Annotated in this window: 13 protein-coding genes; 9 read left to right on the top strand and 4 right to left on the bottom strand. The window is 73.3% G+C overall.

The features are described from left to right. Positions 1-45: 45 nt before the first annotated feature. On the bottom strand, positions 46-3,036 hold the full coding sequence (locus ACWEFJ_RS24965) for a BTAD domain-containing putative transcriptional regulator (protein ID WP_449715244.1): 2,991 nt from the start codon (positions 3,034-3,036) through the stop codon (positions 46-48). Positions 3,037-3,129: 93 nt separating this feature from the next. Between ACWEFJ_RS24965 and ACWEFJ_RS24960 the strand changes: the two genes are divergently transcribed. Further along, on the top strand, positions 3,130-3,990 hold the full coding sequence (locus tag ACWEFJ_RS24960; protein ID WP_378083201.1) for an NAD(P)-dependent oxidoreductase: 861 nt from the start codon (positions 3,130-3,132) through the stop codon (positions 3,988-3,990). Positions 3,991-4,023: 33 nt separating this feature from the next. On the opposite strand, the gene ACWEFJ_RS24955 is transcribed toward ACWEFJ_RS24960, so the two are convergent. Then, on the bottom strand, positions 4,024-5,541 hold the full coding sequence (locus ACWEFJ_RS24955) for an alkaline phosphatase D family protein (protein WP_378083202.1): 1,518 nt from the start codon (positions 5,539-5,541) through the stop codon (positions 4,024-4,026). Positions 5,542-5,767: 226 nt separating this feature from the next. Here ACWEFJ_RS24955 and groES point away from each other — a divergent pair, with 226 nt between their 5' ends. Then, positions 5,768-6,061, top strand: coding sequence for a co-chaperone GroES (gene groES, locus ACWEFJ_RS24950; RefSeq protein WP_033428811.1), 294 nt, complete (start codon positions 5,768-5,770; stop codon positions 6,059-6,061). 82 nt (positions 6,062-6,143) lie between these two features. Further along, on the top strand, positions 6,144-7,769 hold the full coding sequence (groL, locus tag ACWEFJ_RS24945; RefSeq protein ID WP_378083204.1) for a chaperonin GroEL: 1,626 nt from the start codon (positions 6,144-6,146) through the stop codon (positions 7,767-7,769). A gap of 153 nt (positions 7,770-7,922) precedes the next feature. Here groL and ACWEFJ_RS24940 read toward each other — a convergent pair whose 3' ends face one another. Continuing rightward, positions 7,923-8,219, bottom strand: coding sequence for a WhiB family transcriptional regulator (locus ACWEFJ_RS24940; RefSeq protein ID WP_033428626.1), 297 nt, complete (start codon positions 8,217-8,219; stop codon positions 7,923-7,925). Between the two features lie 270 nt (positions 8,220-8,489). Here ACWEFJ_RS24940 and ACWEFJ_RS24935 point away from each other — a divergent pair, with 270 nt between their 5' ends. From ACWEFJ_RS24935 to ACWEFJ_RS24915, 5 genes are all read left to right on the top strand, one after another. Then, complete coding sequence (locus ACWEFJ_RS24935; RefSeq protein WP_449715243.1) at positions 8,490-9,413, top strand: MerR family transcriptional regulator; 924 nt, start codon at positions 8,490-8,492, stop codon at positions 9,411-9,413. Positions 9,414-9,574: 161 nt separating this feature from the next. Next, positions 9,575-10,471, top strand: a complete 897-nt coding sequence (locus ACWEFJ_RS24930; protein WP_378083207.1) for a hypothetical protein — start codon at positions 9,575-9,577, stop codon at positions 10,469-10,471. Positions 10,472-10,551: 80 nt separating this feature from the next. Beyond that, the gene (locus ACWEFJ_RS24925) at positions 10,552-11,148 is read left to right on the top strand and encodes a response regulator transcription factor (RefSeq protein ID WP_015805222.1); all 597 of its coding nucleotides are present in this window, start codon (positions 10,552-10,554) and stop codon (positions 11,146-11,148) included. A 289-nt stretch (positions 11,149-11,437) separates the two neighbouring features. Further along, complete coding sequence (locus ACWEFJ_RS24920; RefSeq protein ID WP_141980366.1) at positions 11,438-12,010, top strand: sigma-70 family RNA polymerase sigma factor; 573 nt, start codon at positions 11,438-11,440, stop codon at positions 12,008-12,010. Next, positions 12,011-12,940 carry an anti-sigma-D factor RsdA gene (locus ACWEFJ_RS24915; RefSeq protein WP_378083208.1) on the top strand — a complete coding sequence of 310 codons (930 nt, stop codon included), beginning with the start codon at positions 12,011-12,013 and terminating at the stop codon, positions 12,938-12,940. A 51-nt stretch (positions 12,941-12,991) separates the two neighbouring features. Here ACWEFJ_RS24915 and ACWEFJ_RS24910 read toward each other — a convergent pair whose 3' ends face one another. After that, positions 12,992-13,441, bottom strand: coding sequence for a DUF5319 domain-containing protein (locus ACWEFJ_RS24910; protein WP_378083211.1), 450 nt, complete (start codon positions 13,439-13,441; stop codon positions 12,992-12,994). A gap of 66 nt (positions 13,442-13,507) precedes the next feature. On the opposite strand from ACWEFJ_RS24910, the gene guaB reads away from it, so the two are divergent. Next, positions 13,508-15,019 (top strand): IMP dehydrogenase, encoded by a 1,512-nt coding sequence (gene guaB, locus ACWEFJ_RS24905; RefSeq protein WP_378083213.1) that lies wholly within the window; start codon positions 13,508-13,510, stop codon positions 15,017-15,019. The last annotated feature ends 38 nt before the right edge of the window (positions 15,020-15,057 follow it).

Below are 15,057 nucleotides of genomic sequence, written 5' to 3'. Positions count from 1 at the left end.
TCCGGAACGCGCGTGTCCTGCGTTCCGAACACCCGTGTTGAACGCTCAGAACGGCACGTCCAGCCCTTCGGCGTGCCCGGCGTCGAACGCCGCGGCGAACACCGGCCCGCCCAGGGCGGCACGCGCCGCCGCCTCGATCCGGTCCACGTCACCGCGTTCCCCCGGCGGCAGCGGCACGCCCACCGACGCGCGCGCCGCCGTCGCCGCCCCCAGCAACCGGGCCGCGGTCTTCGCGTCACCCGCCAGCGCCCGCGCGCCCGCCAGCCCTTCCAACGCCAACGCGACCGCCCGCGGGTCGCCGACCTGCCGCGCCAACGCCAACCCCCGCGCGTGCAGCTCCCCCGCCCCCGCCGCGTCACCGCGCAGCTCGGCCACGAACCCCAGCTCCGCCAGCATCAACGTCGCGCCGGCCTCGAACCCGACCTGCCGGTACCACGGCCGCAGCCGCTCCCAGTGCGCCTCGGCCGCCGCCAGTCGGCCCTCCCGCCGAGCGCCCAGCGCCAACCCGGTCTCCGCGTACACCTCACCCGGCGAGAACCCGTGCTCCGCCGCCACCCGACGGGCACGTTCGTGCAGCTCACGCGCCTTCGCGTGGTCGCCCGCGGTCAACGCGACCCGGCCCAGCCAGGACAGCTTGTACGACACCTCCGGCCACGACCGCAGCTCCTCGGCCACCCGCAGCCCGTCCCGGTGCACGGCCTCAGCCCGCGCGTTGTCCCCGGACAGCTGCGCCAGCACGCCCAACCCGAACGACGCCTTCAACTGCCCCCACCGCTCGCCCAGCGCCGCGAACAGCTCGGCCGACCGCGAGGCCGACGCCCGCGCCTCGTCCACCCGGCCGCGCGCGAGCGCCTGGCTCACCCGGTCGCTGTGCGCGGCGGCCACGCCCCACCGGTCGCCCGACTCCTCGAACGCCGCCAACGCCTGCCCCGTCAGCTCCTCGGCGGTGGGCATGTCCCCCACGGTGGACAGCGCGTAGCCCAGGAACCACCGCGCCCGCGCCCGCTGCGCCGGGTCCGCGATGCCCGCCGTGCCCGAGATCGCCGCCGGTTCGGCCGGCTCGCCCAGCAGGAGGCCGAACCCGGTCCGCCACGCCACCGTCACCGGGTCGGTCGCGGTCATCAGCCGCCGCCCCTCCCGCAGCCGGCCGCGCAGGAACCAGTACCACGTCAACGCGCGGCTCAGCCGGGCCGCGTCGGCCGGGCCCGCGGCGTCGTGCGCGGCCCGCAGGTTCGCCGTGTCGGCGTCGAGCCGGTGCAGCCACTCCAGCTGCCGCGGCCCGCGCAGCTCCGCGTCCGCCCGTTCGGCCAGCGCGAGGTGGAACGCCGCGTGCGCGGCCCGCACGGCGTCCAGCTCGCCCGCCTCGCGCAGCCGCTCCCGCCCGTAGTCGGCGACCGACTCCAGCAGCCGGAACCGCGGCTCGCCGGTGTGCTCCGGGGCCACCACCAGCGACCGGTCGACCAGCCGGGTGAGCACGTCCAGCACCTCGTCGGCGGCCACGCCACCGCCCGCGCACACGGCCTCGGCGGCGTCCAGCGCGCACCCGTCCACGTGCACGGACAGCCGCCGCAGCACGACCCGCTCGGCGTCGCCCAGCAGGTCCCAGCTCCAGTCGATCATCGCGCGCAGCGTGCGCTGCCGGGCGGGCGCGTCCCGGTGGCCCCGGTCCAGCAGCCGGAACCGGTCGTCGAGCCGGTCCAGCAGCGCGGTCACGCCGAGGCCGCGCACCCGCGTCGCGGCCAGCTCCAGCGCCAGCGGCAACCCGTCGAGCCGGCGGCAGATCGCCTCGACCACCGCCGCGTTCGCCGGCGTCACCGCGAAGCCCGGCGCGGCGGCCGCGGCGCGGGCCGCGAACAGCTCCACGGCGTCCGCCACGTCCAGCGGCGGCACGGCCCACACCACCTCGAAGGCCAGGCCGAGCGGTTCCTGGCCGGTGGCCAGCACCCGCAGCCCCGGCAGCGCCCGCAGCAGCCGGGACACCAGCGCGGCGACCGGTTCGACCAGCCGCTCGCAGTTGTCCAGCACCAGCAGCACCTCGCGGTCGCGCAACGCCTCCACCAGCGCCGCGCCGGACGCGTCCTCGCGCACGCCCAGCGCGTCGGCCACCGCGGTCACCACCTGCTCGGGCCGGCCCACGCCCGCCAGCTCGACCAGCCACACCCCGTCCACCACCGACACCCGCCGGGCGACCTCCAGGGCGAGGCTCGTCTTGCCGACCCCGCCGGGACCGGTCAGCGTCACCAGCCGGGCGTGCCGGGGCAGCTCGCACAGGTCCCGCACCGCCTGGTCCCGGCCGACCAGGTCCGTGACGGGCACGGGGAGGTTCGTGCGCGCCGACGTGACGGGGCCGAGGGCGGGGTCGTGGTCCAGGATCGCGCGGTGCAGGGCGACCAGCTCGGGCCCCGGTTCCAGGCCCAGCTCCTCGGCCAGCAGCCGGCGCAGCGCGGCGTAGCTCTCCAGGGCCTCCACCTGCCGACCGGCCCGGTAGAGGGCCTTCATGTGCAGGGCGCGCAACCGTTCGCGCAACGGGTGCCGCGCCACCTCCGCCGCCAGGTCGATTTCACTCGATCCAGCGAAATCTTCCACGGCTGACAGCCGTTCCTCCTGCCACCGCGCGACGATCGGCGCGAGGAACGGCGCGTCGGCGAACTCCGCCAGCGGCTCGCCGCGCCACAGCGCCAGCGCCTCGCCGGGCCGCCCGCCCGCCACCAGCTCCCGGAACCGCAGAACGTCCACAGTGGACGAGTCCACCCGCACCGAGTACCCGGCGGGCCCGTGCGCGACCAGCTCCCGCCCGCCCGGCTCCGCCGCCTCCAGCGCCCGCCGCAGCTGGGAAACCTTGGTCTGCAACGTGTTCACCGGGTTGCCGGGCGGCTCGTCGCCCCACAGGTCGAACGCCAACCGGTCCGCCGGGACGGGCCGCCCCTCGTGCGCGAGCAGGTCCGCCAGCAGCAGCCGCACCTTCGCCTCCGGCACCCGGACCGCCTCGCCGCCCGCCGTCCACACCCCCAGCGGCCCCAACACCCCGAATCTCACGCACGGACCGTAACCGGCGGACCCCCAGCGGATCCCCAGCGGACCGTGCGCGGCCTTGACGACCGTGGTAGCGACACGAAGGAGTGAGAACGCATGAGCGACAAGACCCCGCTGACCGTGATCGGCCTCGGCCCGATGGGGCAGGCCATGGTCCGCAGGTTCCTCGACGCCGGTCACCCGACCACGGTCTGGAACCGCACGCCCGCCCGCGCCGACGGCCTCGTCGCCCTGGGCGCGACCCGTGCCGCGACCGCCGCCGACGCCGTGGCGGCGAACCGGCTGCTGGTCCTCAGCCTCACCGACTACGCCGCCGCGGACGCCGTCCTCGACGGGGTGGACCTCGACGGCCGCGTCGTGGTCAACCTCGGCTCGGACACGCCCGACCGGACCCGCGAGGCCGCCGCCGCGCTCGCCGGGAGGGGCGCGGAGCTGCTGGTCGGCGGCGTCATGGCGAACGCCGAGATGGTCGGCCACCCGGCGGCGTACGTGTTCTACAGCGGCCCGCGCGAGGTGTTCGACCGGTGCGCCGACACGCTCGCGGTGCTCGGCAGGCCGGACTACCTCGGCGCGGACCACGGCCTCGCGCAACTGCTGTACCAGGCGCAGCTCGACGTCTTCCTGACCGCGCTGGCCGGGATGCTGCACGGCATCGCGCTGGCGAAGTCGGCGGGCGTGACGGCCGAGCGGTACGCGCCCTACCTCGTGGACAACCTGTCCACGCTGTCGATGTACGTCGAGGAGACCGCGCGGCACGTCGACTCCGGCGAGCACCCCGGCGACCTCGCCAACGCGGCCATGATGGGCGCCACCGCGGCGCACGTCGTGGGCGCGAGCGAGGCCGCCGGGATCGACACCGCGCTGCCCAAGGCGGTCCGGTCCCTCTACGACCGCGCCGTCGCGGCGGGGCACGGCAAGGACAGCTGGACCGCCCTGATCAACGTCCTGCGGGGGTGACCGGGAGCCGGCCGGGGCCGGCCCCCGGTGCGGTCAGACCGGGTTCAGGCCGGGGTTGCGGTCCTCGACCACGAACGACTTCAGCGTCGTGGCCTCCGCCCCGGCCGTCCGCACGTACGGCAGCGCCCGGAAGTCCGCCCGCAGCTCGCGCGCGGTGAACCTGGTGCGCACGTACCCGCGCCGCCTGCTGTGCAGCTTGATGTGCGGGTTGTTGCGCAGCTGCACCTGGTCCACCGTGTCGTTGCCGTCGCCGCCGGAGGTGACCGACGTGCACACCAGCTCGGTGCCCACGGTCCGCGACGACGCCGGGTCGTTCCAGTCGGCCTTGATGTCGGCGGCGTAGGCCGCGTGCACGTCGCCGGTGAGCACGACCGCGTTGCGGACCTTCGCGTCGACCCAGCCCCGCGTCACCCGGTCGCGGGACGCCAGGTAGCCGTCCCAGGAGTCCATCGACAGCTCCTTCTCCGGCCCGTCCTTGCGGTCGCGCTCGGCGAAGAACACCTGCTGGCCGAGCACGTCCCACCGCGACCGCGACCGGCGGAACCCGTCGAGCAGCCACGCCTCCTGGGCCGCGCCGGTGATCGTCCGGGTGGGCAGCCCGGCGTCGGCGCAGGTCTTCCAGCCGTCGCCGCACGCCTGGTCGTCGCGGTACTGGCGGGTGTCGAGCATGTGGAAGTTGACCAGGCCGCCCCACTGCACGCGCCGGTAGAGCTGCATGTCGATGCCGTTGGGCCGGGCGCCGCGGCGCAGCGGCATGTTCTCGTAGTACGCCTGGAACGCCGCGGCGCGCCGGGCGGGGAAGTCCGGGTCCGGCTGCTCGGGCACCTCGTCGGCCCAGTTGTTCTCGGTCTCGTGGTCGTCCCAGACCACGACCCACGGCGCCACCGAGTGCGCGAACTGAAGGTCCTCGTCGGTCTTGTACTGGGCGTGCCGCAGCCGGTAGTCGGCCAGCGTGCGGGTCTCCGGGCCGACGACGGTGCGCACGTCCGCCGCCTTGGCCGCGTACTCGTACTGGTAGTCGCCCAGGTGGAGGACCACGTCCGGGTGGTCCTCGGCGAGCCGCCGGTACGCGGTGAAGTAGCCCTCGCCGTAGTGCGAGCACGACGCGAAGCACATGGTCAGGTCCTGGCCGAGCACCCACGGCTCGGGCGTGGTGCGCGTGCGGCCGACCGGCGACAGGTGGTTGGCCACCTTGAACCGGTAGAAGTACTCGCGGCCGGGCCGCAGGCCGAAGGTCTCCACGTGCACGCTGTGCGCGGACTCGGGGCGGGCGGCCGCCACGCCGCGCCGCACCACGCGGCGGAAGCGCTCGTCCTCGGCCAGCTCCCACTGCACGGGCACGACCCGGTCGGGCATGCCGCCGAGGCCGTCCTCGTTCAGCGGGGAGGTGGCCAGGCGCGTCCACAGCACCATGCCGTCGGAACTCGGGTCGCCGGAGGCCACGCCGAGGGTGAAGGGGTCGCCGAGCTTGGCGGAGCCCGCGCCGGTGGTGGCGAGGGCCACACCGGCCGCGCCGCCGATGAGCAGGGAACGTCGGGTCACGGTGGTCATGGCACGACACCGTGGCGGATCGGGTTGGCGACCAGGTGAACGGCGGTGTGACACGAGTGGACGACTTCACCCGGCCGGTGCCGGGGGGTCGTTGAAGCGTTGGCACTCGCGTGGGTAGAGTGCTAGATGCACGGCACCAGCAACCGCCCCGACCCCCGCGACGGCGGGGTGGCAGGAGCCGTAACGCAACCTGCCAACGCTTTCGACGACCGTGGAGGTCAGCCCGGTGAGCGTGAACATCAAGCCGCTCGAGGACAAGATCGTCGTCCAGGCCAGCGAGGCCGAGACCACGACCGCTTCCGGCCTCGTGATCCCGGACACCGCGAAGGAGAAGCCCCAGGAGGGCAAGGTCCTCGCGGTCGGCCCCGGCCGGATCGACGACAAGGGCAACCGCGTCCCCGTGGACGTGGCTGTCGGCGACGTCGTCATCTACTCCAAGTACGGCGGCACCGAGGTCAAGTACAACGGCGAGGAGTACCTGATCCTCTCCGCCCGCGACGTGCTGGCCGTCATCAACTGACGCTCGGCTGACACGCAAGGCGCCCCGGCGAACCCCTTCCCGGGGCTTCCCGGGGCGTTTCGCATCGAGAGAGGCGTAGGTAATGGCCAAGCAGATCAGCTTCGACGAGGACGCTCGTCGGGCGCTCGAGCGCGGTGTGAACAAGCTCGCGGACACGGTCAAGGTGACCCTCGGTCCGCGCGGGCGGCACGTCGTGCTCGACAAGAAGTTCGGCGGGCCGACGGTCACCAACGACGGTGTGACCATCGCCCGCGAGGTCGAGCTGGACGACGCGTTCGAGAACCTGGGCGCGCAGCTCGCCAAGAGCGTCGCCACCAAGACCAACGACGTGGCCGGCGACGGCACCACCACCGCGACCGTGCTGGCCCAGGCCATGGTGCGGGTGGGTCTGCGCAACGTGGCGGCGGGCGCGAACCCGATGTCGCTGGGCGTCGGCATCCACGCCGCGGCCGAGGCCGTCGTGGACGCCCTCAAGGCCAAGGCCACCCCGGTCAAGGGCCGCGACAACATCGCCCAGGTCGGCACCGTCTCGTCCCGCGACGAGTCCATCGGCGCCCTGCTCGGCGAAGCCATCGAGAAGGTCGGCGAGGACGGTGTGATCACCGTCGAGGAGTCCTCCTCGATGGCCACCGAGCTGCAGATCACCGAGGGCGTGCAGTTCGACAAGGGCTACGTGTCGGCGCACTTCGCGACCGACCTGGAGGCCCAGGAGGCGGTGTTCGAGGACGCCCGCATCCTGCTGCACCGCGAGAAGATCTCGGCGCTGGCCGACCTGCTGCCGATCCTGGAGAAGGTCGCCGAGGCCGGCAAGCCGCTGGTCATCATCGCCGAGGACGTCGAGGGCGAGGCGCTGTCCACCCTGGTCGTCAACGCGCTGCGCAAGACGCTGCGCGTGGTCGCGGTCAAGGCCCCGTACTTCGGCGACCGCCGCAAGGCGTTCCTGGACGACCTGGCCGTCGTCACCGGCGCCACGGTCATCTCGGCCGAGGTCGGCCTGAAGCTGTCCGAGGCGAACCTCGACGTGCTGGGCACCGCCCGGCGGGTCGTGGTGTCGAAGGACAACACGACCATCGTCGACGGCGGCGGCACCAAGGCCGACGTCGCGGCCCGCGCGGAGCAGCTGCGCCGCGAGATCGAGGCCACCGACTCCGACTGGGACCGCGAGAAGCTGCAGGAGCGGCTGGCCAAGCTGTCCGGCGGCATCGCCGTGATCAAGGTCGGCGCGGCCACCGAGACCGAGCTGAAGGAGCGCAAGCACCGCATCGAGGACGCGGTGTCGGCGACCAAGGCGGCGGTCGAGGAGGGCATCGTGCCCGGCGGCGGTTCGGCCCTGGTGCACGCGGCCAAGGTGCTCGACGGCGGGCTCGGCCTGTCCGGCGACGAGGCGACCGGTGTCGCGATCGTCCGCGAGGCCCTCGGCTCGGCGCTGTTCTGGATCGCGGCGAACGCGGGCCTGGAGGGCGCGGTCGTGGTGAACAAGGTGCGCGAGCAGGACTGGGGCTTCGGCCTCAACGCCGCCACCCTGTCCTACGGCGACCTGCTGGAGGCCGGGATCATCGACCCGGTCAAGGTGACGCGGTCCGCGGTCACCAACGCCGCTTCCATCGCCCGCATGGTGCTCACCACGGAGAGCGCCGTCGTGGAGAAGAAGGAAGAGGAGCCCGCCGCGGCGGCCGGTCACGGCCACGGGCACGGGCACGGTCACTGAGAGCCGGTCGAGGCCGCGGCCGGGGCGGTGGGTCCCGGTCGTGGGTCTCGCACCGGGCCGCGGACCTCGGGTCGAGGTCCCGGAGCACGGCGTACGGGAGGGGCGGCACCCGCGAGGTGTCGCCCCTCCCGCGCGTTCGGCGGGGCGCAGCGGTCAGGCAGGCGTCAGCTGGCGCTTGCGCGCCTTGATGATGCTGTCCCGCTCGGACTCCGAGAGGCCGCCCCAGATCCCGTAGGGCTCCTGGACCGCCAAGGCGTGCCGCCGACACATCTCCAACACCGGGCACGACAGGCACACCGCCTTCGCCCGCGCCTCCCGGCGGGCCCGTGCCGGTCCGCGTTCCCCGTCCGGGTGGAAGAAGAACGCGCTGTCCATCCCGCGGCAGGAGCCGCGCATCTGCCAGTCCCACAGATCCGCGTTGGGACCGGGAAGCCTTCGGGTGTCCGCCATCGAGACCGCCTCCTTGGCCCATGGACGAGAACTGCTCCATTCGGCTTAACGATGATCCACCGTAGAACCGCGCCAAAACTTGTTCAAGGGGGTGTGAGGGCTTTTGACGGCAATTCATACGATGGGTGATCTCCCGGCGTGGTAAACGGAGTTGCCGGTGACGTCAGGTGAACGGACGATGTCCGCGTGACGACGCCCCCCGACCACGCCGGCGCCCTGTCGGACGGCGAGCCGGAAACGGTTGAGGCAGAAGAAGATCCAGCGGATTCGGTGACCCTGTCGGTGGCGGCCGTGGCGCGTCGGCTCGGCGTCGCGCCGGCCACGCTGCGCACCTGGGACCGCCGGTACGGCCTCGGACCCAGCGATCACACAACCGGGCGACACCGCAGGTACGCGCCACTCGACGTGGCGCGCTTGGAGCTGATGCAGCGGGCGCTGCTGCGCGGCGCGTCGTCGGCGGAGGCGGCCAAGTACGCGCTCGCCGGCCCCGTGCGCGCGCCGCTGTCGGCGGTGGTCACGGGCGGTGAGGTCGACGGGACGTCGGGAGCGGCCGGTGGGCGGGGGCTGAAGCTGCAGGCGGCCAACCGGCGGGCCCGCGGGGTGGGGCGGGCGGCGTTGGCGATGGACTCGGCGGCGGTGCAGGGGTTGCTCGCGGACGCGATCGAGGCCGACGGCGTGGTCGCCACGTGGAACGAGGTGGTGCGGCCGGTGATGGCCGCCATCACGGCGAGGTGGGAGCACTCCGGGGCCGGGGTGGAGGTGTCGCACCTGGTGGAGGCGTGCGTGCTGGCGGCGCTGGTCCGGGCGACGCCGGTGGTGGCGCAGCCGCGCAACCACCGGCCCGTGCTGCTGGCGTGCGCGCCGGACGAGCGGCACGACCTGCCGCTGTACGCGTTGGCGGCGGTGCTGGGGCGGCGCGGGGTCGGGGTGCGGCAGCTCGGGGCGGCGCTGCCGGCGGACGCCCTGGCGGCGGCGGTGCGGCGGACCGCGCCGGCGGCGGTGGTGCTGTGGGCGCAGTTGCCGCGGTACGCCGATCCGGGCGTCGTGGCGGGGTTGCCGCGGACGCGGCAGCAGGTGCGGGTGTTCGTCGGGGGACCCGGGTGGGAGCGCGGGGTGGTGCCGCAGCCGGCGGAGCGGGTCAACGACCTCGGGTCGGCGGCGGATGTGGTGGAGAGGGCGGTTTGTGAGGTGTGAGGGGGTGGGATCGAAGGTCGGAAGATCAAGAGCGTCCTCGCCGGACGGGCGGATCAGCAGGATGACGGGGGTGGGTGGTGAAACCCCGGTTGCGTCGTTGGTCGGAACCCTCCTGTTGGGGAAGGGCAGGTGGTTGGCCGGTGGGGGGTGGAGGAGGGGTTGTGGAGCTGCGGCGGGTGGCGTTCGGGGATCGGCCCGGGGATGAGGTGTGGGCGGCGTTGCGTGGTGGTGGGGTGGAGGAGCGGTGGTTGGCGGCGGTGGCGCTCGGTGGGCAGGGGCGGTATGCGGCGGCGGTGGCGGTTCTGTCCGAGTTGGTGCGGGGTGGGGGGTTGTTCGGGTCGTTGGCGGCGTCGACGCTCGCTTCGCACCGGCGGCAGTTGGGTGGGCACGCGGTGGCGCGGGTGCTCGACGGGCGGGCGTTGGCGATGGTGCCCGGTGGCGGGCGCCGGGACGAGGACGACGTCGATGCGGCCGGTGCGCGGGTCGATGCGTTGTTGGGGCTCGCGGCGGATGCGGTCGGGGCCGGGCGGGTCGGGGAGGCGCGGCGGTTGCACGGGCTCGTCGAGCCCCGGGGGTGGCGCAGCCGGGTGAGGCACCGGTGGTTGGCGGCGGAGATCGCGTTGGCCGGTGGGTCGGCGGAGGAGGCGGTGGGGCACGCGGAGGTGGCGGCGGCGGTGGCGCGGGAGGCCGGGGCGAGGCGGCACGCGCTCAAGTCGGACCTCGTCCTCGGCACGGCGTTGGTGGTCCGGGGGACACCCGAAAGCGTCGATCGGGGGTGCCGACTGCTGGAGTGTGACCTAACTCACACTGACCGCGAGGGACTTTTTTCGTTGTCCTGGCCGGCGGCCCTCGTCCTGGCAAACGCGCAGGCAGACCGCAGTATTGCGGGCACGGAAAACATGAAGGAACGGGCGAAAAACGCTCTGAGCTGCGTGTTGCGCCGAGCGGACCCGATCGGCCGCCGGCTCGCGGCCCGCTCGCCGTGGATCCCGACTGCGCTGCTCCGTTCCGGGGAACCCCCGAACGCAGACCCTGAGACGAACTTCTTGACGGATTAAGCACCGGATCGTGTCAAGGTTCGGCCTCTAGCGTCCGATAGGGGATGTGGAACGTCACTCGGCTGCAGGAAGGAGTCCCCGTGACCACGGTCCTTATTTGCGACGACCGGCGCAGTGTGCGGGAGGGTCTCACCCGCGTGATGTCGGCTGTCCCAGGGGTTAGCCGCATCGACTGCGTAGCGCACGGTGACGAGTTGTTGGCTCGGTTCTCTCGGCAGCCGGTCGACGTCGTACTGGTTGGCACCCAGCGCGCCGTCCCGACCGGGGTCGAAGCGACCCGGCGACTCGTCTCGGCCAACCCGCAGGCAAACGTCATCGTCTTCGGCGCACCGGACGACGCGGGCAGCATCGCCGCCGCGATCGCCGGCGGGGCGCGTGGCTACCTCCGCTGGGACGCCTCGCGTCCCGAGCTGGTGGCCGCGCTGGCCCACACGCTCGCCAGCACGAGCGTGCCCGCGCCGCGCCAGCCCTCGGACCCGGGCGTCCAGCTCACCGAGCGCGAGCTGCAGGTGCTGCGCGGGATGAGCCAGGGCAAGAGCAACGGGCAGATCGGCCGCGAGCTGTACCTGTCCGAGGACACGGTGAAGACCCACGCCCGGCGCTTGTTCCGCAAGCTCGGCGTCCGGGACCGCGCCCAGGCCGTCGCGCACGGCTTCCGGCGCGGCCTCGTGTCCTGACGCACGGCGGCGAAGGTTTCTGAGGGCCCGTCGCATCCGTCGGACGGTTCGCAGCTTCACTTCTTCCTCCAGCCCGGCCCGGTGACGCGTGGACGCGCGTCGCCGGGCCGCCGTGCGTCCACGGCGTGTCGGCTGGTCAGGTGAGGTCCAAAGACCCCATCTGGACCCCATTGCCGAACATTCGGCCGTGCGACCGGTACGGTGAGCATCACCAGTACGGGGGACGTTGTCCGTCCCGTGCTGTTCTTTGTCGGTACGCCTACGCGTAACACCAGGGCAGTTGTCTGCGATGACCAACTTGGGGGACGGACTGGACGCCGAAGTGGGCGCAGCCGTCGATGGCGACCGCCACGCGATCGAGCGGCTCCTGGCATCCATCCGACCCCTGGTGGTGCGGTACTGCCGCGCCCGAGTCGGAAGGCAGGAGAGGTCTTTCGCTTCGGCGGACGACGTGGCCCAGGAGGTGTGTCTCGCGGTGCTGACGGCCCTGCCCAGCTATCGCGACCAGGGTCGGCCGTTCTTGGCGTTCGTCTACGGGATCGCCGCGCACAAGGTGGCCGACGCGCATCGCTCCGCAGCCCGGAACCGGTCCGAGCCGGTCCCGGAGGTCCCCGACGCCCCCGAAACGGAGGCCGGTCCCGAACAGCGCGCCATGCAGGGCGAGCTGTCCGATCGAATGGCACTGCTCCTCAAGGTCCTCCCGGAGAAGCAGCGGGAGATCCTGCTGCTCCGCGTGGTGGTCGGCCTGTCGGCCGAGGAAACCGCCGACGCGGTGGGCTCCACGCCCGGCGCGGTGCGGGTGGCGCAACACCGCGCCCTGGCCCGCCTGCGCAAGACGTTGGCAGCGGAGGAGGTGGTCTGAGTGGCTGACCAGCACGAGAAGGGCAACGGGAAAGTCGTGCGCGGACGAGATGAGAGACCGCCGCAGTCGGAAGACACCCTGACCGAGGACAACGCGGTCGGGCCGGGGGACGACCTCGCGGGCATCCGGGCTGACGACGCGCTGCTCGACGCCCTGGGCGGCCGGGACGGCGACCAGCCCGACTCGCTCGTCGAGGACGAGCTGAACGCGCTGCTGCTGGCGTGGCGGCGCGAGGTCGAGCAGCCGCCGATGGCCGAGCTGGTCGACACCGACACCGCGGTGGCCACGATCGCCGCCGCCCGGCCCCAGCCGCGAGGCGGGCGCCGGTACCTGATCCCCCTCGCGAGCGCCGCCGCCGTGCTGGCGATCGCGTTCACCGGGATGAGCCTGGTCGCGCGGGACGCCCAGCCGGGCGACGCGCTGTGGGGCCTGACCCGGGTCCTGTACTCCGAGCACGCCCGGTCCGTCGAAGCCGCCGTCGCGGTGCGCAGCGACCTCGACACCGCGCGGGCCGCGCTGCGCGAGGGCCGCTACAGCGAGGCGCGGGACGCGCTGCTCAAGGCGGGCGAGGGACTGCCCGCGGTCTCGCCGGACGACGGCAAGGACGACCTGACCCAGACGCACGAGTCGCTGCTCCAGGAGCTGACGAGCACCACGCCGTCGCCGAGCACGTCGTCCGTGCCGGGCACGTCCACCACGGCGGCCCTCACCACGACCACGACCACGACGCCGTCGGCCACGTCGCCGACGACGACCACGGTGCCGACCACGACGACCGTGCCGACGACGAGCTCGGAGACGGTCCCGCCGCCCACGGACGGCACGGCGCAGCCGCCGCCCCTGCAGACGACGGGCGAGCTGCCCTCCAGCGGCCAGACCCGCGGCGAGCAGACGACCGGGTCGGACACGACCGGCGGCACGAACAACTGACACGCGTGTGACCAAGCCCGCTCCCCTCCCGGGGGCGGGCTTCGTCACATCTCAGCGGGCGCTCTCGGTGGCGGTGACCCCGTCGGCGTAACCGCGGCAGTACTCCCAGCTCACGTAGGCCGCCGGGTCCGGGTCGTAGGCGGGCTCGTGCGGGCGCATCCGGCCGTCGGACAGCAGCTGCTCCAGGCTCGACCGGAGCAGGGCCCAGTCGTGGTAGTGCGGCTCCTGGCACTCGCCGCAGTCCACCACGATCCCCCTGACACCGCGCGGTTCCAGCAGCGCCTGGTACACCGCGAGGTCGCTGAGGTCGCCGACCAGCTCGGCCCGCTCGGCGTCGTCCATCGGCGGGTGGTCGTGGTCGTGGTCGGGCTCGCCGAGGGCCCGCGCCGGGTCCTCCGGGTCGCCCGCGAACGGGTCTGGTGGCAACGCGTCGTGCGGCACGACCCCGCACGGTACCGGGCCGACCCCCGACCCCGTCCAGATACCATGACCTGAACCCATCGCCGCCTGTGGAAACCCGATCCGCGGCGGCGCGTTCGCCGCACGACGGAAGGCAAGCCAGCCGCCATGACCAGCGAGCTCAACGCTGACGGAGTCCCGCCCAAGTTCGCCATGCTGGGACTGACCTTCGACGACGTACTGCTGCTGCCCGACGAGTCGGAGATCGTGCCGAGCGGCGTGGACACCAGCACCAAGCTGTCGCGCAACATCACGCTGCGCGTGCCGCTGGCCTCGGCCGCGATGGACACCGTGACCGAGGGCCGGATGGCGATCTCGATGGCCCGCCAGGGCGGCATCGGGGTGCTGCACCGCAACCTGTCCCTGGAGGAGCAGGCCCGCCAGGTGGAGACCGTGAAGCGGTCCGAGGCGGGCATGGTGAGCGACCCGGTCACCTGCACCCCGGACGACACGATCCGCCACGTCGACGAGCTGTGCGCGCGCTACCGCATCTCCGGCGTGCCGGTGACGGACGCGAGCGGCAAGCTCGTCGGCATCATCACCAACCGCGACATGCGGTTCGAGGTGGACCACTCGCGCAAGGTCAGCGAGGTGATGACCAAGGGTCCGCTGGTCACCGCCCAGGTCGGCGTGTCGGCGGAGGCCGCGCTGGGCCTGCTGCGCCGGCACAAGGTGGAGAAGCTGCCGATCGTGGACGGCGACGGCAAGCTGCGCGGCCTGATCACGGTCAAGGACTTCGTCAAGACCGAGCAGTACCCGAACGCCTCGAAGGACCCGGACGGCCGGCTGCTGTGCGCGGCCGCGATCGGCGTCGGCGAGGACAGCTTCGCGCGGGCGATGGCGCTGGCCGAGGCGGGCGTCGACGTGATCATGGTCGACACCGCGCACGGCCACCAGCGCAACGTGCTGGAGATGGTCGCCCGGGTGAAGAAGGAGCTGGGCGACGAGGTCGACGTGGTCGGCGGCAACGTGGCCACCCGCGCGGGCGCGCAGGCGCTGGTGGACGCGGGCGCGGACGGCGTGAAGGTCGGCGTCGGCCCCGGCTCGATCTGCACCACGCGCGTCGTCGCGGGCGTGGGTGTGCCGCAGATCACCGCCATCTACGAGGCCAGCCTGGCGTGCGCGCCGGCGGGCGTGCCGGTGATCGGCGACGGCGGCATCCAGTACTCCGGCGACATCGCCAAGGCGATCGCGGCGGGCGCGAGCGCGGTCATGCTCGGCAGCCTGCTCGCGGGCACGGCCGAGTCGCCGGGCGAGCTGGTGCTGGTCAACGGCAAGCAGTTCAAGACCTACCGCGGCATGGGCTCGCTGGCCGCGCTCCAGGGCCGCGGCGAGGGCAAGTCGTACTCGAAGGACCGCTACTTCCAGGACGACGTGCTGTCCGAGGACAAGCTGGTGCCGGAGGGCATCGAGGGCCGCACGCCGTTCCGGGGTCCGCTGTCGTCGGTGGTGCACCAGCTCGTGGGCGGCCTGCGCGCGGCGATGGGCTACACCGGCTCGAAGACGGTCGCCGACCTCCAGCGCAAGCAGCTCGTGCGGATCACGGCGGCCGGGCTGAAGGAGAGCCACCCGCACGACATCACCATGACCGTCGAGGCCCCCAACTACACGACCCGCTGATCCGGATCGCCTTGGGCTAGGGTTCCCGGGTTCCGCTG

It is taken from the genome of Actinosynnema sp. NPDC004786 (assembly GCF_053601135.1).
This window is presented reverse-complemented; position numbering and strand designations above follow the sequence as displayed.

Coding starts and splice junctions, on each gene's coding strand:
- ACWEFJ_RS24960 (WP_378083201.1), top strand. CDS start 3,130: ATGAGCGACAAGACCCCGCTGACCGTGATCGGCCTCGGCCCGATGGGG.
- ACWEFJ_RS24955 (WP_378083202.1), bottom strand. CDS start 5,541: ATGACCACCGTGACCCGACGTTCCCTGCTCATCGGCGGCGCGGCCGGT.
- groL (WP_378083204.1), top strand. CDS start 6,144: ATGGCCAAGCAGATCAGCTTCGACGAGGACGCTCGTCGGGCGCTCGAG.
- ACWEFJ_RS24940 (WP_033428626.1), bottom strand. CDS start 8,219: ATGGCGGACACCCGAAGGCTTCCCGGTCCCAACGCGGATCTGTGGGAC.
- ACWEFJ_RS24920 (WP_141980366.1), top strand. CDS start 11,438: ATGACCAACTTGGGGGACGGACTGGACGCCGAAGTGGGCGCAGCCGTC.
- ACWEFJ_RS24910 (WP_378083211.1), bottom strand. CDS start 13,441: ATGGGTTCAGGTCATGGTATCTGGACGGGGTCGGGGGTCGGCCCGGTA.
- guaB (WP_378083213.1), top strand. CDS start 13,508: ATGACCAGCGAGCTCAACGCTGACGGAGTCCCGCCCAAGTTCGCCATG.